The organism is Spongiibacter sp. IMCC21906, from assembly GCF_001010805.1.
GTDB lineage: Bacteria > Pseudomonadota > Gammaproteobacteria > Pseudomonadales > Spongiibacteraceae > Spongiibacter.
Genome location: NZ_CP011477.1, coordinates 3,310,979 through 3,333,221, shown reverse-complemented (window position 1 = coordinate 3,333,221; position 22,243 = coordinate 3,310,979). Strand labels below are relative to the sequence as shown.

At 49.6% G+C, this 22,243-nt stretch carries 19 protein-coding genes and 1 tRNA gene; 15 read left to right on the top strand and 5 right to left on the bottom strand.

Going from position 1 to position 22,243, the window contains the following annotated elements; all coding sequences use genetic code 11:
• Nucleotides 1-12: 12 nt before the first annotated feature.
• From rlmE to IMCC21906_RS15395, 7 genes are all read left to right on the top strand, one after another.
• Complete coding sequence (gene rlmE, locus IMCC21906_RS15425; RefSeq protein WP_047012906.1) at nt 13-636, top strand: 23S rRNA (uridine(2552)-2'-O)-methyltransferase RlmE; 624 nt, start codon at nt 13-15, stop codon at nt 634-636.
• Nucleotides 637-751: 115 nt separating this feature from the next.
• Nucleotides 752-2,707, top strand: a complete 1,956-nt coding sequence (ftsH, locus tag IMCC21906_RS15420) for an ATP-dependent zinc metalloprotease FtsH (protein WP_197085916.1) — start codon at nt 752-754, stop codon at nt 2,705-2,707.
• A 5-nt stretch (nt 2,708-2,712) separates the two neighbouring features.
• Entirely contained in the window at nt 2,713-3,591 is an 879-nt protein-coding gene (gene folP / locus IMCC21906_RS15415; protein WP_047012904.1) for a dihydropteroate synthase, read from the top strand.
• Between the two features lie 2 nt (nt 3,592-3,593).
• On the top strand, nt 3,594-4,928 hold the full coding sequence (gene glmM / locus IMCC21906_RS15410; RefSeq protein WP_047012903.1) for a phosphoglucosamine mutase: 1,335 nt from the start codon (nt 3,594-3,596) through the stop codon (nt 4,926-4,928).
• Nucleotides 4,929-5,003: 75 nt separating this feature from the next.
• Nucleotides 5,004-5,759, top strand: coding sequence for a triose-phosphate isomerase (tpiA, locus tag IMCC21906_RS15405; RefSeq protein WP_047012902.1), 756 nt, complete (start codon nt 5,004-5,006; stop codon nt 5,757-5,759).
• Nucleotides 5,759-6,157, top strand: a complete 399-nt coding sequence (secG, locus tag IMCC21906_RS15400) for a preprotein translocase subunit SecG (RefSeq protein WP_047012901.1) — start codon at nt 5,759-5,761, stop codon at nt 6,155-6,157. Before tpiA ends, secG begins: the two co-directional genes overlap by 1 nt.
• Before the next feature lie 13 nt (nt 6,158-6,170).
• Nucleotides 6,171-6,256, top strand: a tRNA-Leu gene (locus IMCC21906_RS15395).
• Nucleotides 6,257-6,592: 336 nt separating this feature from the next.
• Here IMCC21906_RS15395 and IMCC21906_RS15390 read toward each other — a convergent pair.
• Entirely contained in the window at nt 6,593-7,840 is a 1,248-nt protein-coding gene (locus tag IMCC21906_RS15390; RefSeq protein WP_047012900.1) for a hypothetical protein, read from the bottom strand.
• A 656-nt stretch (nt 7,841-8,496) separates the two neighbouring features.
• On the opposite strand from IMCC21906_RS15390, the gene rimP reads away from it, so the two are divergent.
• From rimP to IMCC21906_RS15350, 8 genes are all read left to right on the top strand, one after another.
• Nucleotides 8,497-8,952, top strand: a complete 456-nt coding sequence (gene rimP, locus IMCC21906_RS15385; protein ID WP_047012899.1) for a ribosome maturation factor RimP — start codon at nt 8,497-8,499, stop codon at nt 8,950-8,952.
• Between the two features lie 45 nt (nt 8,953-8,997).
• On the top strand, nt 8,998-10,500 hold the full coding sequence (gene nusA / locus IMCC21906_RS15380) for a transcription termination factor NusA (RefSeq protein WP_047012898.1): 1,503 nt from the start codon (nt 8,998-9,000) through the stop codon (nt 10,498-10,500).
• 29 nt (nt 10,501-10,529) lie between these two features.
• Nucleotides 10,530-13,322, top strand: a complete 2,793-nt coding sequence (infB, locus tag IMCC21906_RS15375) for a translation initiation factor IF-2 (protein ID WP_047012897.1) — start codon at nt 10,530-10,532, stop codon at nt 13,320-13,322.
• Nucleotides 13,323-13,338: 16 nt separating this feature from the next.
• Nucleotides 13,339-13,719: a 30S ribosome-binding factor RbfA gene (gene rbfA / locus IMCC21906_RS15370; protein WP_047012896.1), complete on the top strand. Its 381-nt coding sequence runs from the start codon at nt 13,339-13,341 to the stop codon at nt 13,717-13,719.
• Between the two features lie 6 nt (nt 13,720-13,725).
• Nucleotides 13,726-14,652, top strand: coding sequence for a tRNA pseudouridine(55) synthase TruB (truB, locus tag IMCC21906_RS15365; RefSeq protein WP_047012895.1), 927 nt, complete (start codon nt 13,726-13,728; stop codon nt 14,650-14,652).
• 152 nt (nt 14,653-14,804) lie between these two features.
• Nucleotides 14,805-15,074, top strand: a complete 270-nt coding sequence (gene rpsO / locus IMCC21906_RS15360; RefSeq protein WP_047012894.1) for a 30S ribosomal protein S15 — start codon at nt 14,805-14,807, stop codon at nt 15,072-15,074.
• Nucleotides 15,075-15,146: 72 nt separating this feature from the next.
• Nucleotides 15,147-17,270: a polyribonucleotide nucleotidyltransferase gene (gene pnp / locus IMCC21906_RS15355; RefSeq protein ID WP_047012893.1), complete on the top strand. Its 2,124-nt coding sequence runs from the start codon at nt 15,147-15,149 to the stop codon at nt 17,268-17,270.
• Nucleotides 17,271-17,474: 204 nt separating this feature from the next.
• Nucleotides 17,475-18,887 (top strand): S41 family peptidase, encoded by a 1,413-nt coding sequence (locus tag IMCC21906_RS15350; RefSeq protein ID WP_082117503.1) that lies wholly within the window; start codon nt 17,475-17,477, stop codon nt 18,885-18,887.
• Between the two features lie 43 nt (nt 18,888-18,930).
• On the opposite strand, the gene IMCC21906_RS15345 is transcribed toward IMCC21906_RS15350, so the two are convergent.
• The 4 genes from IMCC21906_RS15345 to IMCC21906_RS15330 all read right to left on the bottom strand — a co-directional run bounded on the left by IMCC21906_RS15345 (nt 18,931) and on the right by IMCC21906_RS15330 (nt 22,234).
• A complete protein-coding gene (locus IMCC21906_RS15345; RefSeq protein ID WP_156166065.1) occupies nt 18,931-19,707 on the bottom strand; it encodes a hypothetical protein in 777 nt (258 codons plus the stop codon).
• 80 nt (nt 19,708-19,787) lie between these two features.
• Nucleotides 19,788-20,234: a hypothetical protein gene (locus tag IMCC21906_RS16475; protein ID WP_052763576.1), complete on the bottom strand. Its 447-nt coding sequence runs from the start codon at nt 20,232-20,234 to the stop codon at nt 19,788-19,790.
• A gap of 36 nt (nt 20,235-20,270) precedes the next feature.
• Complete coding sequence (locus IMCC21906_RS15335; protein WP_047012890.1) at nt 20,271-21,479, bottom strand: hypothetical protein; 1,209 nt, start codon at nt 21,477-21,479, stop codon at nt 20,271-20,273.
• A 101-nt stretch (nt 21,480-21,580) separates the two neighbouring features.
• On the bottom strand, nt 21,581-22,234 hold the full coding sequence (locus IMCC21906_RS15330; protein ID WP_047012889.1) for a membrane protein: 654 nt from the start codon (nt 22,232-22,234) through the stop codon (nt 21,581-21,583).
• Between the last annotated feature and the right edge of the window lie 9 nt (nt 22,235-22,243).

Here is a 22,243-nt window from a genome sequence, read left to right as displayed (position 1 = left end):
TGAGGAATTCCTGTGGCAAAACGATCCGCCTCCAGTGGCGCCTGGTTGAGAGAGCACTTTGACGATCATTACGTCAAGCTGGCTCAAAAAGAAGGCTACCGATCCCGTGCTTGCTATAAGCTGATTGAGCTGCAGCAAAAGGACAAGCTGATTAAGCCGGGTATGACCGTGGTGGATCTGGGCTCGGCCCCAGGGGGCTGGTCTCAGGTCGCAGTTAATTTGGTTGGGCATAAAGGTAGAGTCATTGCGTCGGACATTCTGGCTATGGATACCTTGGCTGGCGTTGAGTTTATCTGCGGCGATTTTACAGAGGACAGTGTGCTGCAGCAGATTCTGGAGATTATCGGTGAAAAGCCGGTAGACCTTGTAATCTCAGATATGGCCCCCAATATGAGTGGTATGAAAGACGTTGATCAGCCCCGATCAATGTATCTGTGTGAGCTGGCGTTGGATATGGCTGGCCAGGTACTGCGCCCCGGTGGTGACTATGTTACCAAGATATTTCAGGGCGAGGGCTTTGACGAGTACTTCCGAATGTTGCGCGATCAATTTGACAAGGTCATTACGCGCAAACCCGCAGCATCCCGGCCCCGCTCCCGCGAAGTCTACCTCGTAGGGCGGGGGTTTCGGGGCTAATTTGCGTGGAGGGTGTTGAATTAATGGTGTAGAGTGTGTCTAAAAGTAAGGCGCATTAGGCAGTGTTTTTCATCCCCCGAAATGCCTGTAGCTAGAGGAATAGTTCTTGAACGATATGGCAAAAAATTTACTGTTGTGGCTGGTGATAGCAGCGGTGCTACTGACCGTCTTCAACAACTTTAGTGTTCAGTCTCCAACCGAGCAGCTGAACTACTCACAGTTCATTTCTGAAGTGCAGAACGAACGGGTTAGCAAAGTTGTCATTGACGGCTTGGTAATCAGTGGCCAGCGCAAAGACAACAGTCAGTTTGAGACGGTTCGGCCCAACTTGGCTGATCCTAAGCTGATCGACGACTTGTTGGAGCACAGCGTTGTTGTTGAAGGCAAAAAGCCTGAGCGTCAAAGTATCTGGACTCAACTGCTTGTGGCTAGCTTCCCGATCCTGATTATTTTGGCTATTTTCATGTTTTTCATGCGCCAGATGCAGGGCGGTGGTGGCGGCGGCCGAGGCGGCCCAATGGCCTTTGGCAAGAGCAAGGCGCGCCTGCTGAGTGATGATCAAATTAAAACGACCTTTGCCGATGTGGCCGGGGTTGATGAGGCTAAGGAAGACGTACAGGAATTGGTTGAGTTCCTGCGTGATCCGGGCAAGTTTCAGCGTTTAGGTGGACGTATTCCCCGTGGCGTACTGATGGTTGGCCCGCCGGGTACCGGTAAGACCTTGTTGGCTAAAGCAATTGCCGGCGAGGCGAAGGTACCGTTCTTCTCCATTTCGGGTTCTGATTTTGTCGAAATGTTTGTCGGCGTGGGTGCGTCCCGGGTTCGGGATATGTTTGAACAGGCGAAGAAACAGTCGCCTTGTATCATCTTTATCGATGAAATCGATGCGGTTGGTCGCCATCGTGGCGCCGGTATGGGTGGCGGTCACGACGAGCGTGAGCAAACCCTGAACCAGCTGCTGGTTGAGATGGACGGTTTTGAAATGAATGACGGCGTGATCGTCATTGCCGCAACCAACCGGCCCGATGTGCTCGATCCCGCATTACTGCGTCCAGGTCGCTTTGATCGGCAGGTTGTGGTGGGTTTGCCCGATATTCGCGGCCGCGAGCAAATTATGAAAGTGCATATGCGTAAACTGCCATTGGCTGACGATGTCGAAGCCTCGGTTATTGCGCGTGGTACCCCCGGTTTCTCGGGTGCGGATTTGGCCAACTTGGCTAATGAGGCGGCACTGTTTGCCGCGCGCTCAAATTCCCGTGTGGTGAGCATGGAGCAGTTTGATCTGGCTAAAGATAAAATCATGATGGGCGCTGAGCGCAAATCGATGGTGATGTCCGATAAAGAAAAGCTCAACACGGCTTACCACGAAGCAGGCCACGCTATTGTGGGCCGTTTGGTGCCGGAGCACGACCCGGTTTACAAAGTCAGCATTATTCCCCGGGGCAGAGCGTTGGGTGTGACCATGTTCTTGCCAGAAGAAGATCGTTACAGCTTGAGTCGCCGCCATATCATCAGCCAGATTTGTTCGTTATTTGGTGGTCGAATCGCCGAAGAAATGACCTTGGGTATGGATGGTGTTACCACGGGTGCGTCCAATGATATTGAGCGCGCCACGGATATTGCTCGCAAGATGGTTACCAAATGGGGCTTGTCCGAAAAAATGGGTCCGCTGATGTATGACGATGCGGATGAAGAAGTCTTTCTGGGGCGGGCTGCGGCTACCGGTGGCAAAGGAATTTCTGGCGAGACGGCGAGGCAAATTGATGAAGAAGTGCGCCGCATCATTGACCAGTGCTATGGCACCGCTTCTACGTTGCTAGAGGAAAATCGGCAGAAGTTAGACATGATGGCTGAAGCCTTGATGATGTACGAAACAATTGATGCCTTGCAGATTGATGACATTATGGCGGGTCGCAAGCCCCGTAAACCCGCAGGTTGGGACGATGATGGTCACCATGGTGGCGGTCGCGCTGCCACACCACCCATTGATGATCCCGAGCCGGATAACAAGCCGGAAGATAGTGGTAATCGCCCCGAAGATCCTTTTGCTGGGCCTGCTCGCGATAACTAAATCCCATGCCTGAAAACTGTAATAAATGTCCGCCACAGCTGCGCTGTGGCGGACGTGTTTTAGACCTCCAAAAACCGCAGATAATGGCGGTGATCAATGTGACTCCTGACTCATTCTCCGATGGTGGCCAGCTCCAAGATGGCGCCGGTGTTGTGTCTATTGATAAGTTGCTTGAGAGGGTTGAGGGGGCTTGTCGAGGTGGGGCAACTATCATCGATATTGGTGGTGAGTCTACTCGCCCAGGTGCGGCTCCGGTTTCTGAACAAGAAGAATGTGATCGAGTATTGCCAGCCGTAGAGGCGGTTGCCCAGCGATTTGATGTGGTGATTTCTGTCGATACCAGCAGTGCTGCGGTGATTCGGGAGTCTGCTGTACTCGGTGCGGGTATGGTCAATGATGTGAGAGCGTTACAGCGTCCCGGTGCGTTGTTGGCTGCTGCCGAGTCAGGTTTACCTGTTTGCCTTATGCATATGCAAGGTGAGCCCGATAAAATGCAGAGCAATCCTCGTTATCGCAATATTGTCGATGAGGTAACGCAGTTTTTGTTGTCGAGAGTGGCTGCGTGCACGGCGGCTGGCATCGGCAAGGAAAATATCCTTTTAGATCCCGGTTTTGGTTTTGGCAAAAGCCTTGATCACAATTTGGAATTGTTTCGTGCTTTGTCACACTTCGCTGAACTTGGTTTCCCTCTGATGGTCGGTTTATCTCGTAAGTCCATGTTGGGCTCAATAACGCATCGTGATGTCAGTGAGCGCATGCCCGCCAGTATTGTGGCGGCGGCACTGGCTGCGGAACGCGGCGCGCATATCTTCCGGGTACACGATGTTGAAGAAACACGTGATGCCCTGAGTGTTGTCGCGGCAATAGTGGGTAGAAGGGAATGACAATGACAAAGAAATATTTTGGTACTGATGGGGTTCGTGGCCGAGTAGGTCAGGCGCCAATCACGGCAGATTTTGTTTTAAAGTTAGGTTGGGCGGTGGGCAAGGTGTTTGCTCAAGAAGGTGGCCGCAGCTTGGTGTTAATTGGTAAAGATACCCGTATCTCTGGGTATATGTTTGAATCGGCGCTAGAAGCAGGATTGGTTGCGGCAGGTGTGGATGTGCGGTTGCTTGGCCCCATGCCGACGCCGGCAATTGCCTACCTGACGCGAACGTTTAAAGCTCGCGCGGGCATTGTGATCAGTGCCAGTCATAATCCCTATTACGACAATGGTATTAAATTCTTTTCAGCGCAGGGCACAAAGCTGCCCGATGACGTAGAGCTGGCTATTGAGGCTATGCTTGATCAGCCTATGGAAACCGTCGAGTCTGCCCAGTTGGGTAAGGTGCGTCGGCTGGACGATGCTGGCGGACGCTATATCGAATATTGTAAATCCACCGCTAACGGCGGTTTTGCATTAGAGGGCATGAAGATCGTATTGGATTGTGCTAATGGCGCAACCTATCACGTTGCGCCTGCGGTGTTTGCAGAGCTGGGTGCGCAAGTATCCGTTATTGGGGGCTCTCCAGACGGTTTGAATATCAATGCCGGTTATGGCTCTACTGCGCCAGAAGCACTGCAAAAGCAGGTAATTGCTGAAAATGCTGATCTGGGTATCGCCTTTGATGGCGATGGTGATCGAGTGCTGTTTGTTGATAGCAAGGGTGAGCTGGTAGATGGTGATGAGTTGTTGTACATCATTGCTTCAGAGCAGCATAGACAGATTAATGGTTGCAAAGGTGTCGTCGGCACGCTTATGTCCAACCTGGGATTTGAGCTTGCTCTCAAAGATTTGGATATCCCCTTTGCCCGGGCCAAGGTGGGTGACCGTTACGTGAAAGAAATGATGGACGGCAAAGGTTGGCTGTTGGGGGGCGAAAACTCCGGCCATATTATTTGCGCTGATGTCAGCAGTACGGGCGACGGTGTAGTTGCTGCACTAAAGGTGTTGCAGGCTATTTCCAGCAGTGGTGAGTCGCTTCGCGAATTGCGTGCAAAAGTCACCAAGCTTCCCCAGATTATGAAAAATGTGCGGGTATCCGGTGAGGTGGATCTTGGCTCTGCCGAGATGTTGGAGGCGGTGGCCGAAGTAGAAAACCAGCTGGGCGAGCGAGGTCGAGTATTGCTGCGCCCCTCGGGCACCGAACCTTTGGTTAGGGTGATGGTAGAGGGTGAGGATGCAGGCCAAGTTGAAGGCTTGTGTCAGCAGCTGGCCGACCGTGTGAGTAGCCTGGCTTAATAGGCTTAATGTGTTCTTGTATGTGAATATAAGTTTATGTAAGATTGGCGCCCATTTTGCGCTAAGGGAAATGGCATGAGAAGCTTTTTGGTAGCGGGTAACTGGAAAATGCACGGCGATAGTGCTGGCATTAAGCAGTTGTTGTCAGAGTTACTAAAAGCTCTGCCGGCAGAACCGGGGATTGATATTGCGGTATTTCCTCCGGCGGTTTATTTAGCGCAAGTTGCTGCGGAAATGGCGGCTACGCCAGTGGCGGTTGGGGCTCAAAACGTTTGCGCTCAAGCTGGTCCAGGTGCGTATACCGGCGAAATCAGTGCAGCAATGCTGACGGATGTTGGTTGTCAGTATGTGCTTGTTGGCCACTCTGAACGTCGTAGTCTTTATGGTGAAAGCAGTCAGCTTGTTGCAGAAAAAGCCAAGGCAGCATTAACCGCCGGATTGATTCCAGTGGTCTGTGTTGGTGAGAGCGAAGCGCAGCGAGATGAGGGTCAAACACTAGAAGTAATCTCTTCTCAGTTGGTGGCGGTTTTTGCGGCGCTTACTGCGGCGGAGTTGAAAAAAATTGTTGTCGCTTATGAGCCTGTATGGGCGATTGGCACGGGTAAGACAGCCAGCCCGGAACAGGCTCAGGAAGTGCACGGCTTTATTCGTGCCCTGTTTGCCAAACAGGATGAAGCCTTGGCTAATGAGCTGCGGATTTTGTATGGCGGCAGCGTAAAAGCAAACAATGCGGCAACGTTGTTTGCCCAAGCCGATATCGATGGCGGCTTGGTAGGTGGTGCATCGTTGGATGCACAAGAATTTTCTGCAATTTGCAGAGCGGCGGAATAATGGAACAGATAATTTTAATAGTGCATGTATTGGCTGCACTGGCCATCATTGGCTTGATCTTGATTCAGCAGGGTAAAGGGGCCGATATGGGGGCCTCTTTTGGTGCTGGCGCATCTCAAACCCTTCTGGGTAGCACTGGTAGCGGTAGTGCATTGACTCGTGCCACGGCAGTATTTGCCACGATATTTTTTGCAACCAGTCTTTCTTTGGCTTATGTCGCCAAGCAGAAAAGTGGTATTAGCGAAGACGTAATTGAGGTGCCTGAGTTGCAGGAAAGCCGTGATGTGGCACCTGTGATGAATGAATCTAAGGCGCCAGACAGCGATATGCCGGCGTCTGAAACAGATGCATCACCCAAGGGTGGATCGTCATCTGAGTCGGAGATTCCGTCAGCCTGATTGATCAGATTAAGCCGAAGTGGTGGAATTGGTAGACACGCCATCTTGAGGGGGTGGTGAGCTATGCTCGTGCGGGTTCAAGTCCCGCCTTCGGCACCAAGCAAAAAAAGGGGGTAACTGCATGCAGTTACCCCCTTTTTTTTGTTTGGTGTGGTGAGGGTTGTTGTGTGCTCTCTTGTTGGTAGTGAGGAGCCGCGCGTTGGCGTGATGCCCTGCAGGCTGTTGGGAGGAGTGCGTTGATGCAGATAGCGCTTGGGTAATTTTGTCTGCCGGCTACATCTAAGCAAGGTAATCTGGGCTTGTCTTTTGCGTTCTTGTGCCGGGTTGTTTTGATGTTTGTTTGTGTGATGGTGCTGCGGAGTTTTGTGGCGGGACGGCCCACCTAGCTTTGGCGCTTGGCTAGGTGGTCGTTGATGAGCAAGGGTGGGTGGGCTATCACACCAGAAACTGCCACTGCATGATGCCAGCAGCGAGGCCTAGGACGGCACCGACCGCGATTAATTTCCACTGGTCTTCGGCGACAACGGGGTGGAGTAGGCCGAAGAATTCATCGGGGGGAAGTTGGCCAATGCGTTCCGATAAAGTGGTTTCGATCTCCATTGATTCGTCGATAATTTCGTAATAACGAGGATCGGGGTCTTGCATCTCGTGAACGATGATATCGGTGACAATCTGCTTTGATTTTGCGTATTCGTCAGGGCCAATACTGGCAACCAGTAAGGGTCTTACCAAGTTGGGAAAACGTAAATAGGCGTTGCTGACGCTTTCGTAAACCAGTTCTTGAATTTTGTCGACGCTCTTGGGCTCTTTGAGCAGGTCTTTGGCGAGGGTTTCGGCGTTCAGTAGTTCTTTGGAAAAAACTTTGCCTAGATAAGCTGAGATTTCTACCTGGCGTTTGATGAATAGGCCTTGGAAGGTGAAGCCAAAAATGCGCTTGGGCAGCAAAGGTTTTTGCACCATATATAGAGCGAGCTTATTGGTGAGGTAGCCAACTAATAAGCCAAATACGGGTAGTACCCACCACTCTGGTAGATAGTGCCAAATAAACATCACTGGAATGCCGAGGGGGAAGCCAAAGTAAAAACCACTGCGGGCTAAAAAGTCGAACTCTTTACCGGCGGCTTCTAGAAAAATTTCTATCAGCAAGGTTTTTTTGGTTTCCAGTCGGGTGATGACCGACTCGTTGACGTTGCCGATGACTTCAAAGTCGCGGCGGAAGTCATCGGTGATGCTGTCCATAATGTCAGGTAGCTGTGCTTGTATCCGCTTATATATCGCATCCTTCATGCCCGCTGGCGCGGAGTGCCAAAGGAATTTTGACAGCGAATGCTTGCCCCATAGCTGGGTTTCTTCCATTACCTCATCGACAATTTTGTGGATGAGCATGTTCACCCGGTGTTCCATGGCGTGGGTGAGCTTGGTGATATCGATCCGGTCGATAATCTCTTGCTGACTGATGACTTTGCCTAAGCTTTGTTCAACCAGAATTCGGGACATTTTTTTGGCGCTGCCGGGGACGACTCCCTGCCAGCCCAGTGGGCCGATGCCGCGGAAGTCGACGGGGTACATCATCATTTTTACAGCGAGTAAATTGGTGCCGTAGCCAACGAGTGCACTCACAATAGGGATGCTCAAATACGGCCCATATTCCTGTAGCAGTGTGATGATGTAATTGATATCCATGTTGCCTTCCATGATAAGAGCAGTGAGAGTTGTGTGAATAAAAACGAATCGTTCACGCAGCGACGGCTATGATCATGGAATTGCCTTGGCTTGTCGAGGTTGCTATCGCTCTCGGCGCGCATTGGTGTGCAGTTGTTCTTGTAATTATCTTTATTTTCAAGTGCTTATGGAATTTTTGCAAGCGAGCGTGTTGAGCTGCTTGGTGTTTTTCCGGGGGAGTGTTGGGTTGAATTGCCGCGCTGATTTTGGGTTGCTTATTCTAGATATTTAGTAGGAGTGTAGCGTGGTGTTGTCTTTGTCGCGGTGGTTTTGGCTGGCGCTTAGCAATTGGGTAGGGCAAAGGCGATTTCTCTAGCTGTGGATGGGGTTGGAGTTGCCGTCCTGTTGGCGCTAACGTGCTGTTGTATACGGCGTTTACGCGAGTGTCTTCTTGACCCAGTGGAGGCTCAGGCCTATAATGCCGCTCTCTTGAGAGTAGGTCGAGCCCAGTTGCAGTATGGCGGCTTGATGGAAGCGTAGGGCACTTCGCTTGTTTACTTGGATTGAAGTTTTCTTTAAAGCCCCTTACGCAGGGGCTTTTTCGTATCGCTGAAAGGCATGCGGCATGAGATTTCGTAAGTGGGCCTAGGGCCCATTTTTTATTGGTGGGTAGGGCGTTGTCAGGTAAAAACAGCAAACTAGAGGCGTTGTTACGTCCTGGCGTTGAAGCGCTGGGCTACCAGCTATGGGGGCTTGAGTATCACTCCCAAGGGCGTCACTCCACTGTGCGCATCTATATAGATGCTGAACAGGGTATTGGGGTTGATGACTGCGCCAAAGTGAGTCATCAGCTTAGCGGTATTTTGGATGTAGAAGATCCAATCGCAGGTGAATACAGTCTTGAAGTGTCGTCGCCGGGTATGGATCGGCCACTGTATAGCTTAGAACAATTTGCGGAATATATCGGCAGCAATGTCAATGTCCGCTTGCGGGTCGCCTTTGAAGGGCGCCGTAAATTTCTTGGTCGCCTGGTGGCCATTGAAGATGAAGATGTGGTTTTGATGGTGGATGAGCACGAGTATCTCTTGCCCCATGATCAAATCGAAAAAGCAAACGTCGTACCCCAGTTTTAAAGGGGTTTCTTGACATAGATAGCCGGCTACGGAACGAGGCGGACGATGAGTAAAGAAATACTGCTGGTGGTTGAAGCTGTTTCCAATGAAAAAGGTGTGTCTAAAAACATCATTTTCGAGGCGATAGAACAAGCTCTGGCCACAGCGACCAAAAAACGCTACGACGAGGATTCTGAAATCCGCGTGGTAATCGACCGTGAAACCGGTGACTACGAAACCTTTCGCCGCTGGGAAGTCATGCCTGACGATGAAATGGCGTTGCTGGGAACTCAGTTCACTATTGAAGAAAGCCACGAGCACGATACCAGCTTGGCGGCCGGTGATGTGTTTGAATTAAAAGTGGAAAATGTTGGTTTTGGGCGTATTGCTGCCCAGACCGCCAAACAGGTTATCGTACAAAAAGTACGTGAAGCCGAACGCGCTCAGGTTGTAGAAGAATATCAAAGCCGGGTTGGCGAGTTGTTGAGTGGCTCGGTTAAAAAGGTGACTCGAGACAGTATTATTGTTGACCTGGGTAACAACGCTGAAGCGCTAATGCCCCGCGAAGAATTGGTGGGTCGTGAAGTCTTTCGCATCAATGATCGGGTGCGTGCAATTTTACAAGATGTGCGCCCAGAAGCGCGCGGCCCGCAGCTGTTCTTGAGCCGGGCTTGCCCTGAAATGTTGATCGAGCTGTTCAAAATAGAAGTGCCAGAAGTCTCTGAAGAAGTTATCGAGATTCGCGCTGCAGCTCGTGACCCTGGTTCTCGGGCGAAAATCGCCGTCAAAACCAATGACGGTCGCATCGATCCGGTTGGTGCTTGCGTCGGTATGCGAGGTTCTCGTGTGCAAGCGGTTTCCGGTGAATTGGGTAACGAGCGCGTTGATATCATTCTGTGGGATGACAATCCGGCGCAGTTGGTCATTAACGCCATGGCTCCAGCTGAGGTCGAATCCATTGTTGTGGATGAAGACTCCAACACGATGGATGTTGGTGTTGCTGAAGACAACTTGGCTCAGGCGATTGGCCGCGCGGGTCAAAATGTCCGCCTGGCTGGCGAATTAACAGGCTGGACCATCAATGTCATGAGCATTGATGAAATGGCGGATAAGCACGAACAAGAGTCTGAGCAAATTGTTGGAAGTTTTGTTGAGGCTTTGGATATTGATGAAGATATTGCTGTTGTCTTGGTAGATGAAGGCTTTACCACGCTTGAAGAGGTGGCTTATGTGCCCCTTGAAGAAATGATGGCGATTGACGGATTTGATGAAGAAATTGCCCATGAGCTGCGTGCTCGGGCAAAAGACGCGCTGCTGACTCAGGCGATTGCCAGCGAGGAACAGCTTGAAAGCGCTGAGCCTGCGGAAGATCTCTTGACTATGGATGGCATGGAACGGCACTTGGCCTTTGTATTGGCTAGCCGTGGCATTGTGACCATGGAAGATCTTGCAGAACAGGCTGTCGAGGATCTCCTCGATATCGAAGAAATGACCGAAGAACGGGCCGCTGAGTTGATTATGACAGCGCGTGCCCCGTGGTTTGCAGATGAAGACGAAGCTGCAAAATAAGCGAGTCCTAAGTTTAGGGAGAATGATGAATGGCTGAAGTTACCGTGAGCCAGCTCGCCGAAGTCGTCGGCGCACCTGTGGAGCGACTGTTACGGCAAATGAAAGAAGCGGGTCTGTCGCACAGTTCGGCTGATCAGGCGGTGTCTGATGTAGACAAGCAAACCTTGCTGACTTTTTTAAAGCGCAGTCATGGCGAATCTGCTGAGGGCCCCCGTAAAATCACCCTCAAGCGGAAGACGTTGAGCACCCTGAAAACAGGTAGTGGTGCAGGTAAAAAGACCGTCAATATCGAAGTGCGTAAAAAGCGCACTTACGTTAAGCGCGATGCTTCTGATTTAGAGGTTCAGGCCGAAGAGCAAGTGGCTGCTGAGGACGTCGCTGAAAAAGTGGTGGCGTCAGAAGAAACAACGCCTCAAGAAACGGCACCTGGCGTAGAAGAAACAACGACTGTGACGGCAGAGGCAGAGCCCGCAGAAAAAGAAGTTGCTGCTGAGCCAGAGCCTCAAGCTGCAGAACCTGAAGCTGCGCCTGCAGAGCCAGAGCCCAAAGCGGCTGAGCCCGTTGTGGAAGACACTACACCTGAAGTGAAAGCAGAGGTTGAGGCCGAGCCAAAACCTGAAGCTGAGGTTGCCGAAGAAAAGCCAGCGGCGGCTGAAGAACCTTCTGCAAAGCAGGAGCAAAAAGCAGTAGAAGAAGATCCTGCGAATATCGATCCAGAAATTCTTCGTCAGCGGGCCATTTTGCGTCGCAAAGACGAAGAGGAAAAAGAGAAAGAGCGTCGCGCGGCAGTGCTAGAAGAGAAGCGCCGTGAAGAAGAGCAGCGCAAGGCTAAGAAAAAAGCCAAAGATGAAGAAAGCACTAGCGGTCCGGCACCTCGCCATCACCGTCGTGCGGCTCCGACTGAGCAAGATAATGATGATCGCCCGCGTCGTAAAGGTAAGGGCCGTTTGAAGAAAGCGGATGATCAAAGCACCGGTAAGTTTGGTGGTCGTCGTAAGAAGAAGACCCTGAAGTTGCCAGATGACGCTCAGCGTCATGCTTTTCAGGCGCCAACAGAAAAAATTGTTTACGAAGTATCCATTCCGGAAACCACTAATGCTGCCGAGCTTGCTCAGCAGATGAAGGTGAAGGCTGCAGAAGTCATTAAAGAAATGTTCAAAATGGGCATGATGGTGACTATCAACCAAGCGATTGATCAGGAAACCGGTCAGTTGGTTGTTGAGGAAATGGGCCACAAGGTAAAACTGGTATCTGAAACTGCCGTTGAAGAAGCCTTGGAAGAAGAGTTGGTATCTCGTGGTGGCGGTACAGAAATGAATCGTGCGCCTGTAGTAACGGTAATGGGCCACGTTGACCATGGTAAAACCTCGCTGTTGGATCATATCCGTAAAACCAAGGTGGCCAGCGGTGAAGCGGGTGGTATCACTCAGCATATCGGTGCCTACCATGTAGAAACCGGCCACGGCATGATTACTTTCTTGGATACACCGGGTCACGCTGCGTTTACTGCCATGCGTGCTCGAGGTGCCAAGTCTACCGATATCGTTATTTTGGTTGTTGCTGCGGATGACGGCGTAATGCCGCAAACCGAAGAGGCGATCACCCACGCTCGAGCGGCCGGTGTGCCCCTCGTGGTGGCGGTGAACAAAATGGATAAGGAAGGCGCAGACCCTGAGCGGGTTAAAAATGAGCTTTCTACTAAAGATGTCATCTCTGAAGAGTGGGGCGGCGATACTCAGTTTGTGTATGTGTCGGCGCACAGTGGTCAGGGCATTGACGAATTGTTGGACGCCCTGTTGTTGCAAGCTGAACTGCTTGAACTTAAAGCGGCGGCGGATGTGTCAGCGCAAGGCCTGGTTATTGAGTCGCGCTTGGATAAAGGTCGCGGCGCGGTTGCCTCTGTATTGGTACAGAACGGTACCTTGAGACAAGGCGATACGGTTCTGGCTGGCCAGTGTTACGGTCGTGTTCGGGCAATGCTGGACGAAAATGGTAAGCCAGTGAAAGAAGCTGGTCCGTCTATCCCGGTAGAAATTCTGGGCTTGGATGGTACGCCAGAAGCGGGTGATAGTTTTGTTGTTGTCGAAAATGACAAGAAGGCCCGCGAAGTGGCTGACTTCCGTCAGGTGCGTGAGCGTGATCTTCGCATTAAGCGTCAGCAAGCAGCTAAGCTGGATCGCATGTTTGAAAGCATGGAGTCAGCTGAACGCAAAACATTGAATGTGGTTGTGAAGGCCGATGTGCGTGGTTCTTTGGAAGCGATTCAGTCATCGTTGCGTGAAATTGGTAATGACGAAGTCAACGTGAACATTGTTTCTGGCGGTGTGGGTGGTATTACTGAAACGGACGTGAACTTGGCGCTGACAGCAGGTGCGGTCATGTTTGGTTTCAATGTGCGTGCCGACGGTAGTGCTAGAAAACTGGCTGAAGCCGAAGGTGTCGATCTGCGTTATTACAGCGTTATCTATGACGTGATTGACGACGTGAGAGCGGCCTTGAGTGGCATGCTGAGTCCAGAAAAGCGCGAAGAAATTCTGGGTGTGGCCGAGGTTCGAGACGTGTTCCGTTCACCAAAATTTGGCGATATTGCCGGTTGTATGGTGGTGGAAGGTACCGTACATCGCAGCAAGCCTATCCGGGTTCTGCGGGAAGACGTGGTTATTTACGAAGGCGAGCTGGAATCTCTGCGTCGCTTTAAAGATGACGCCAACGAGGTGAAAAACGGCCTTGAGTGCGGTATCGGCGTGAAGAACTACAAAGATGTTCGCCCCGGCGACAAGATCGAAGTCTTTGATGTTAAAGAATTCGCCCGTACCCTGTGAACCGTGAGTTGAGTGTGTGAAAGAGTTTAGCCGTACGGACCGGATTGCCGATTTTCTGAAGCGAGAGCTGGGAAGCTTAATCCAGCTCCAGATCAGAGACCCGCGCGTGGGCATGGTGAGCGTGACTGACGCAGAAGTCAGTCGCGACCTCAGTCATGCCAAGGTGTATGTCACGGTAATGGGTAAGGATAGCGCCGAAGAAGCGAAAGAATCCCTGGCGGTACTGAACAAGGCCGCCGGGTTTTTACGCAGCAAAGTGGCTAAGTCCAATAATGCACGAACCACTCCGCAATTGCGTTTTTACTACGATAGCAGCATTGATCGTGGTCAACGTCTGAGCAAGCTTATTCAAGATGCTGTTGAGTCTGACCGTAGTCGTCAACAAGACGACGAGTAAAGGTTAGTGGGACGGCGACGCAAAGGCCGCGATATCAGCGGCATTCTTTTATTAAACAAACCCGCTGGCCGAACCTCTAATTCGGCCATGGTGGTTTGTCGTGCCATTTATAATGCCGCCAAGGCGGGGCATACCGGCGCTCTTGATCCTTTGGCCACGGGTGTTTTGCCCGTCTGTTTTGGCGAAGCTACCAAATTTTCCCAATTTCTTCTCGATGCCGATAAGGCTTATCGCAGCCGGTTTATCTTTGGTCAAAACACCGACACTGCCGATGCCGATGGTGAGGTGGTGAGTGAGGCTGATGCCTCACAACTGACGAAAGAGGCACTTGAAGCAGCTATCGATACTTTTCGTGGCGATATTGAACAAGTGCCCCCCATGTACTCGGCACTCAAAAAAGATGGTCGCCCCTTGTACGAGCTGGCCCGCAAGGGTATTGAGGTTGAGCGGGCACCTCGCCCTGTGACGATTCGCCGTTTTGAGCTTGAATCGTTTCGGCCCGGTGCCCTGGCTGAAGCCGTCGTCGAGGTGCATTGCAGCAAAGGCACGTATATTCGCTCCTTAGCGGTGGATCTGGGAGAGGTGTTTGCTTGCGGTGGTCATGTTGCCGAGCTGCACCGAATTAAAGCGGGGCCCTTTGACGAGTCTGGGACTGTCACCATGGACACCTTACAGGCGTTGCGCGATGTGGAAGATTTTGACGGTTTAGATGCCTTGTTGATTCCTGTCGAGCGCGCCCTTGAGCATATTCCTGCGCTGCACCTTGTCGAGTCTTGCGCGTATTACCTCCGCTTAGGTCAAGCGGTATTTGTGGCCAACGCGCCTACCGAGGGAACGGTGACTTTATTTGATGAACACGGCCAATTTATGGGAATTGGAGAAATTTTAGACGATGGTCGCGTAAAACCTCGTCGTTTGATTGCAAATATGTGATAATTCGCGGCCACATTTTCTATGCGTTGTGTGTAGGAAGTTGTTTGAGCTTGGCGTTTTGGCATATTACCCCGATTAAGCTCCGAACCTGTCTGTAGATATGCACGGTCAGGCTCGTTTAATAACTGCATATCCCTAATGAGGAAATAGTCATGGCATTATCTGCTGTTGAGAAAGCTGAAGTTGTAAAAGAGTATCAAACTGCCGAGGGCGACACCGGTTCTCCAGAAGTACAAGTCGCTCTACTGACCGTCAACATCAACAAGTTGCAAGGTCACTTCGAAGGGAATAAGAAAGACCACCATTCCCGCCGCGGCCTGATCCGCATGGTAAACCAGCGCCGCAAACTGCTGGATTACTTAAAACGTAAAAACCAAGATCGCTACACCAATTTGATTAAGCGTCTCGGTCTACGTCGCTAAAACAAGAATAAGTGAGGGGGTCCTGGCGGCCCCTTCATACTTTTTAAATCCTATAAAGGGAGGAAATCATTCGTGAATCCCGTTACTAAAACATTCCAGTGGGGCAGCCAAACTGTCACTCTGGAAACCGGCCGTATTGCCCGTCAGGCCAGCGGCGCTGTATTGGTTACTATCGATAAAACTCAAGTTCTTTGTACTGTTGTTGCATCTAAATCAGCCAAGCCTGGTCAGGACTTCTTTCCGCTGTCGGTTCACTACCAAGAGCGTACTTATGCGGTAGGCAAAATCCCCGGCAGTTTCTTTAAGCGTGAAGGTCGTCCTTCTGAGAAAGAAACACTGACTTCACGCCTGATCGACCGTCCAATTCGGCCGTTGTTTCCTAAAGGTTTTCTGAACGAAGTCCAAGTCGTTTGTACTGTGATGTCGGCAGACAAAGAAAACGATCCTGATATCGCCGCATTAATTGGCACGTCTGCGGCACTGGCCGTTTCTGGCGTGCCTTTCAGTGGCCCTGTCGGTGCAGCACGGGTTGGCTTTACAGCCGAAGATGGCTACATCCTTAACCCTAGTCATAGCCAGCTTAAAGATGGCTTGCTGGATATGGTTGTTGCCGGTACGCAAGATGCGGTGCTAATGGTTGAATCAGAAGCTCAGCAGCTAAGCGAAGATCAAATGCTGGGTGCCGTGCTTTATGCTCACCAAGAAATGCAAACAGCGGTTCAGGTCATTAAAGAGTTAGCTGCAGAAGCCGCCAAACCTTCTTGGGACTGGCAGCCAGAGCAAGAAGATACCGCTTTGCTAGGTGCCGTTGCCGACGGTTTTAAAGCCGGCTTGGGTGAAGCTTACCGCGTTACCGATAAAATGGAGCGTTACGCAAAAGTCGGCGCGCTGCGCGATCAAGCCGTTGAGCAATTAGCTTCGGGTGAAGAAGCCCAGTACACAGCAGAAGATGTAAAAGCTGTGTTCGCTAAGCTTGAAAAGCAAATTGTGCGTCAGCGCATTATCAATGGTGAGCCCCGTATTGATGGCCGTGATAGCCGCACAGTGCGCCCGATCAATGTTGAAGTCGGTGTACTGAATAAGTCTCACGGTTCAGCGTTGTTCACCCGTGGTGAAACTCAGGCCATCGGTGTTGCTACACTAGGCACAAGCCGCGACGCACAATTCATCGATGCGTTATCTGGCGACTTCAAAGACAACTTCATGCTGCACTACAACTTCCCTCCCTACTCTGTAGGCGAGTGTGGTCGTATGGGCGGCACTGGTCGTCGTGAAATCGGTCACGGCCGTTTGGCACGCCGTAGTCTTGAAGCAGTGCTGCCTTCTGCTGAAGAATTTCCGTACACCATTCGTGTGGTCTCTGAAATTACGGAATCTAATGGTTCTAGCTCTATGGCCTCAGTCTGCGTGGGCAGCCTGTCGTTGATGGATGCGGGTGTACCGTTGAAAGCGCCTGTTGCGGGTATCGCCATGGGTCTGGTTAAGGAAGGCGAGCGTTTCGCCGTTTTGACCGACATCTTGGGTGACGAAGACCACCTGGGCGACATGGACTTTAAAGTTGCCGGTACGGCCGACGGTATCACTGCTTTGCAGATGGATATCAAGATTGAAGGCATTACTCAGAAGATCATGGAAATTGCGCTGGATCAGGCTCAACAAGCCCGTTTGCATATTCTGGGTCAGATGAACCAAGTACTGTCGATTTCTCGTCAGGACGTTTCTGAAAACGCACCGAGCATGCACGTGATGAAAGTCGATTCTGACAAAATCCGTGACATCATTGGTAAAGGCGGTGCAACGATTCGCGCTATCTGTGAAGAAACTGAAGCCCAGATCGATATCGAAGACGATGGCACGGTTCGGGTTTACGGTGCAGATTCTGCTTCTCGGGATGCAGCTGTTGATCGTATTTTGGCGATTACTGCCGAGGCTGAAATTGGCGCAACCTACACGGGTAAAGTGGCTCGTATTGTAGATTTTGGTGCCTTTGTTACCATTTTGCCTGGCAAAGATGGTCTGGTGCATATCTCCCAAATCTCTGATGAGCGCGTTGAAAATGTCAGCGACTACCTCAAAGAAGGTCAGGATGTGCAGGTTAAAGTGCTGGATGTAGATCAGCGTGGCCGTATCAAACTTTCAATGAAAGAAGTGAAAGCTGAAGATGCACCCGCTTCAACTGAGGAAGGCGCTGAGTAATTTAGCCCTTCTAATGTTTGAACAAAAAACCCCGCATTTGCGGGGTTTTTTGTTTTATAGAGCTGTGGATTTTTATTCAACTATAAAAAATTAGCGGTCGGTGTTAGTTCTATATCTTTTACCTGTATACGGTTAGTATTTGACTACTGATTAGTGCTGCATCGGCATTAATCAAGAAAATAGGCCTAATTTGAAAAGAGTAGCATGCCAGGTAAGCTAAGCATTTCAAGGACATTAGTTCTCATCAAGGTAATGATACTGGCAAGTTTTGTAGTGTTTAGCTGTGTAAGCTGTGTACTACCTTTTCGCGATGGCCCCGTACTAAAATATGATGGCATTTGGAGCGCTGAAGGCTACGGTTTTTATCTAGTAGTCGAAAACGGTATCTTTACTCGCTACCAGTTTACCCAGTCTTCCTGTTTTGTTGCGGCTGCAGGTTATCTACCTCAAACGGGCTACCTTTCTAACACTTCGGTTAATGATTGGGCTGAACTTCATCCTATCACTGAGAATGTACTTAAAATACGCCGTCCTCAAGATTCCCATTTTATTGAACTAGTTAGAGTGGATAGTTTACCTGGATATTGTAACGTATCGCTGGTGGATACTGCGCTCAGTCAATTTGTAGTGTTATGGGAGACAGTGCGAGAGCGAAGTGCGTTGTTTGATGCTAAGCAAGAGAATTTGGAGAGCATATATAAAAAGTACGTCAACCGGCTTGTAGAGCTTGATTTGGTAATGAGTCTAATAGACGACAAAACTACGGAGAATATTCTTTTTGATACGATCAAGGAGTTTCTTGTCGAACTGGGGGATGGACATGCTTTTTTGATGAGCTCAGAGCTTGAACGAATATTTACCTTTCAGCAAGATAGGCGCGCTCATGTAGTTCCGCGTAATTATCCTGAAAGATTGGAAGTGGCCTTAAAACATTACATAGATGTCGAAAGTGAAAAGCCGAACATTAAGTTAGGAATGACCCGATATGGGCATGTCTATTTGAGTGTGATTGAAATGGGACGGTTTCGTCAGGGAGATGCTTATGGCAATGACTCGATGTCCGTTTTGCAAAACATATTGCAGAAAGCGGCTAAGTTATCACGACATAGTGATTCGATTATTGTAGATTTACGATTGAATGAAGGCGGTTCCCTACTTTTTTCAGAGGTCATTGGGCGTTTTCTTTATCCTGAGAGTTTTGAGCAGCCGTCATTATTTTATCGTGCAGAAGGAGGAGATTTCTTTATTTATCAACGTTTCGAGAAGGTAAGCGAAACTTTTTCTCATCGATTTAATAATATTATTGTCTTGCTTGGTCCAAGAACTGGAAGCGCTGCGGAACATCTAGCATATGGCCTTAAGGCCTCTGGGGCTATGTTAATCGGCCAAACGTCTGCCGGAATATATTCGCCCGTTATGGTTAGAAGTTTACCAAATGGTTGGTTTTTCGGTATTTCCAACCATATTGCAATAGGTAGCCACAATGAGCGTTTGGAAGGTAGAGGTGTACAACCCATTTTGGAAATTACAACTCATACTAAACAACTGAAATTGGAAAGAGATGTTGTGCTGGAAGCGGCAATACAGTTTTTGAACAAAGGAAGCCTTGTAAAGTAAAACACAAATTGACCCGCGGTGGCGTCAATTTGTGTTTTTAGTTTTAATTAATCCATACTTGGGTTAATGCTGACATCATCTCAAGTGCGATTTGTCCGCCAACATCGGTAGGATTAATATCGGAATTGTTATCGTCGACGTAATCGTAACCGTGGTCAGTTACCTGTAGCTTGGCTTTTTGCTGGACTGTGGGAGGCTCGCCATCACTTTTGAACATGGTGACAATTTCACCTGTATTTATATCTTTAACAGTGACTAAAAAGCTCATTCCAACAGGGGCACTTGAATTACGGGTAAACACCAATTCAGCGATATAGTCAGCGTAGCCTTTTAATGCATCAGTTTCGACGACTTGGCGATCAGTGATAACTTCAGCGCCAGCTGTATCCTGCTTATTGGATTGCATTAACCGCATAATTGTCGAACGGTCAATAATTTTAGTGCCTGCTGAGCTCATTCTTTGAACAAAGCCGGAGCCGAATTCAAAGTCGGAAGTTTCACCTAGGCCATGACGGTACTGCGCCGGGTTTTTACGCTCAATATAGGCAGAGCCTAATGCTTTAGCGCGGGCTTTACCATTAGCATCTTTTTCGGATTCAGAGGAGGGTAAGTGGCCTTCGGTCTCTAAACTGGCCTGCATGGATACGCTGCCTCTGGCAACTTGTTCCCATTGGCTTAGTTGGTCGTCAAATTTACGATTCCAGAAAACTGCTAAGCGCGGTTTACCTTTCTTTTTGTATATGGTGCTGAAACTGCGCACTATTTCTTGGTTGCTGGCTTCATTGTCTACTGAATCTTCCTGCTGGGGTTCTGCCATCATAGGCATAGGGGAAGTATCTTCAAAGCTGTAGGTTTGGGAGGAAAGCAGTAGGCTTGTAATCGCAAGGGTCGCGAGTCTCATTATTTAGCCTCCTTCACTTCTATCCGGTAATAACTAATATTCCCATCGTATGATTGCTCTTTGTAGGTCCCTAGGGAGTTGGCAGGAAGAAATACACGCTTCCACATAGGGTCAGGTTGCATCGGAGCCATGTCAGAATCAAAGAACATAGTTTGCGCCTGAATCTGTAATGGGTAGTCCGTATGGTTGCGGAAGACCACCCAGGCTTCTGCCGTGCCGCCTGGCGTTGTGCGTATGCCTTTGGAGTTCACCGATACTTTGATGATTTGTTTAGTGGATTTCATTCCAAAGAAAGATTTCTCGTAGGTTCTGTTCAAGTCATGATCAACAAATACCACTTCGTTCATTTGTACTTCATTGGTTCGTTGTACCGGTTCTGAGGCGATGCCAGTTCCACTTGCTAGCACTGAAAGAATGCAAATACTTAGTTTTTTCATATAATTCATGTGAAATCTCCGTTTCAAAGTACCGCGAGTTAAGTTTTATCGCGCACTGATAAAGGCTAATTTAATGCCATCAGGGTTAGTCTGAACATTTATTTTGGGCTTGACAGTAGTGACCTCATTACCTGCTTTGTCTAGGAATGTGGCTTGAATGTTGGTGTCAGTACCGGTGTTTTTGAAGCTGCCCACATGAATACTGTCAGGTAGGTGCTTCCAATATCGAGTGTCGGCACGAGCCTTGGTGTTCGCCGATAATGACATCGCAGCAACGCCTACTAGTGTCAATGCTCCCAGTGTTTCCATTCCGCCACTTTGACCGTAGGCTAGAAAGTGCGCTGTATCGCTCATGCCGATGTCGGTAAGCGTTGAACCTATATTCTCGGTTTTTTGCTTGAAAGAGGCTTTGCCTTCAATAATTTTGTCTACAGCCCGACCGCCACGAGTAGCTGCTTGAAAATAGACACTATCTAGCAAGTCCAGCTTTGCATCATTACCGTCATAGCGGATATTGACTGACTCCTCAGTGAAATTTTTACCTCGACGGTATACTAAGGCGTAATGGCCTACGCCGTCGGCCAGTTTCCTGGGTGCCGTGCCCGTTTCGGCAATAACAAGTAGCTTGTTATCAAGGTTGGGTGCGGCAATATCGGGGCGAAGTGCTTTGAACGCTTCGTCATATTTATAATCGCGGATGAGTGTTTCGGAGCCCATTCTTTGAGCACTCCACCAAGCCAAGTAGTACATGCTGGCAAAGTCACTGCGGTTTTGTTCTTCTTCGGCAAAGGCATCTTGCATTAGGCCATTTTTAAAACTGGCGTGCGCATTGCCGTAGTCGCCTTCAGTGATGTAAATCAGGCCGAGGTAAAAATACACCATTGAACGTTCGTAAGGTTCGCCCTTGAAGTTCTTGCGGCCTTCCTCATACCAGAGGCTTCGGGCTTTCAATGCATCTTCATCATCGGCATAGATGCGTTCAATTGTGTTTCTGGCGGCAGTAAGTTCACGCTTGGCCAATATGAAATCGCCGGCTTTAAAGGCCTTAGCGCCAATTTCCATGCGATTGAGGACTTCGTTGCGGTTTCCTTCCTGTAAGAGCTTTGTGTAAGCGGATTGATACGGAAGTGGGAGAGTAGAGATTTGTGCGCGGTCAGCATCAGAAAGTGAGGCTTTTTCATATACTGTCGGGCCGGTGGCGCAGGCCGTTACCAGTAAGCCAATTGCAGCACTTGTTATTTTGGCTTTTGTCATGATGGTATTCCTGTTGATTTGTGAGCGATAAAAAAGACCCATAGATGAAGCTCTTTGGGTCTTTTAAACAGCGCGATAGCCTTTAAGTTTAAGCTTGAGGGCTAGCGGTACATGATGTCGTCTTGAGCGGCCTTCTTCATATCGTAGAAGTTTTCCCACACAATCGAGTTATACTCCAAATCATACATCTGAAAAAAGATTTCAGTTTCTCTTACCGCCATTTGTGAGCTGTTAGAGATGTCGCCGGATGTAATTGTTCCCATTAAGCGATAATCTGCGCCAGCTGTGGCTTTTGTACTGCGGATGCTTCCTGAATCAACCATTCCAGAGCGTTTAAGTTCACGCTCTTTTTCTACCATGGCTACACTGTCTTGGCGGCCGATAAAGATGATTTTCCCTCTAGCGGCCCGGTTGAGCAGTGCCCGTAAACGCAAGGTGATTCTTTTGGTATTAACAATAGAGCTGCTTTCATTCTTGAAGTACTCATTGTCTATGACCACCCTTGGTGGAGTAGCACGTCCTGAGAACAATCCGCTGGACATAATGTCTCGCACCATTTGGTCGGCCATTGCATTAATATCTTGGGATTCGATTCCTACGCCTTGTACAGGGCCAGCCTGATTGGTGTCCTGATAGACTGAGGGCTTTCCTTTACTGTTGTCATAGTCGACGGAATTGTTAGCGCAACCTACAAAAAATGAGCTTGCTAGTGCAATTAATATGGCCGAAGCGCGGCCTGCAAACCTTGAAGTCATATTTGCTCC

Bases quoted from the DNA above. Each gene is read 5' to 3' on its own strand.
- IMCC21906_RS15345 (WP_156166065.1), bottom strand. From the start codon at position 19,707: ATGATGGCAGAACCCCAGCAGGAAGATTCAGTAGACAATGAAGCCAGC.
- ftsH (WP_197085916.1), top strand. From the start codon at position 752: ATGGCAAAAAATTTACTGTTGTGGCTGGTGATAGCAGCGGTGCTACTG.
- IMCC21906_RS15350 (WP_082117503.1), top strand. From the start codon at position 17,475: ATGCCAGGTAAGCTAAGCATTTCAAGGACATTAGTTCTCATCAAGGTA.
- rpsO (WP_047012894.1), top strand. From the start codon at position 14,805: ATGGCATTATCTGCTGTTGAGAAAGCTGAAGTTGTAAAAGAGTATCAA.
- IMCC21906_RS15330 (WP_047012889.1), bottom strand. From the start codon at position 22,234: ATGACTTCAAGGTTTGCAGGCCGCGCTTCGGCCATATTAATTGCACTA.
- nusA (WP_047012898.1), top strand. From the start codon at position 8,998: ATGAGTAAAGAAATACTGCTGGTGGTTGAAGCTGTTTCCAATGAAAAA.
- folP (WP_047012904.1), top strand. From the start codon at position 2,713: ATGCCTGAAAACTGTAATAAATGTCCGCCACAGCTGCGCTGTGGCGGA.
- IMCC21906_RS15390 (WP_047012900.1), bottom strand. From the start codon at position 7,840: ATGGATATCAATTACATCATCACACTGCTACAGGAATATGGGCCGTAT.
- IMCC21906_RS15335 (WP_047012890.1), bottom strand. From the start codon at position 21,479: ATGACAAAAGCCAAAATAACAAGTGCTGCAATTGGCTTACTGGTAACG.
- secG (WP_047012901.1), top strand. From the start codon at position 5,759: ATGGAACAGATAATTTTAATAGTGCATGTATTGGCTGCACTGGCCATC.
- tpiA (WP_047012902.1), top strand. From the start codon at position 5,004: ATGAGAAGCTTTTTGGTAGCGGGTAACTGGAAAATGCACGGCGATAGT.
- IMCC21906_RS16475 (WP_052763576.1), bottom strand. From the start codon at position 20,234: ATGAATTATATGAAAAAACTAAGTATTTGCATTCTTTCAGTGCTAGCA.
- infB (WP_047012897.1), top strand. From the start codon at position 10,530: ATGGCTGAAGTTACCGTGAGCCAGCTCGCCGAAGTCGTCGGCGCACCT.
- glmM (WP_047012903.1), top strand. From the start codon at position 3,594: ATGACAAAGAAATATTTTGGTACTGATGGGGTTCGTGGCCGAGTAGGT.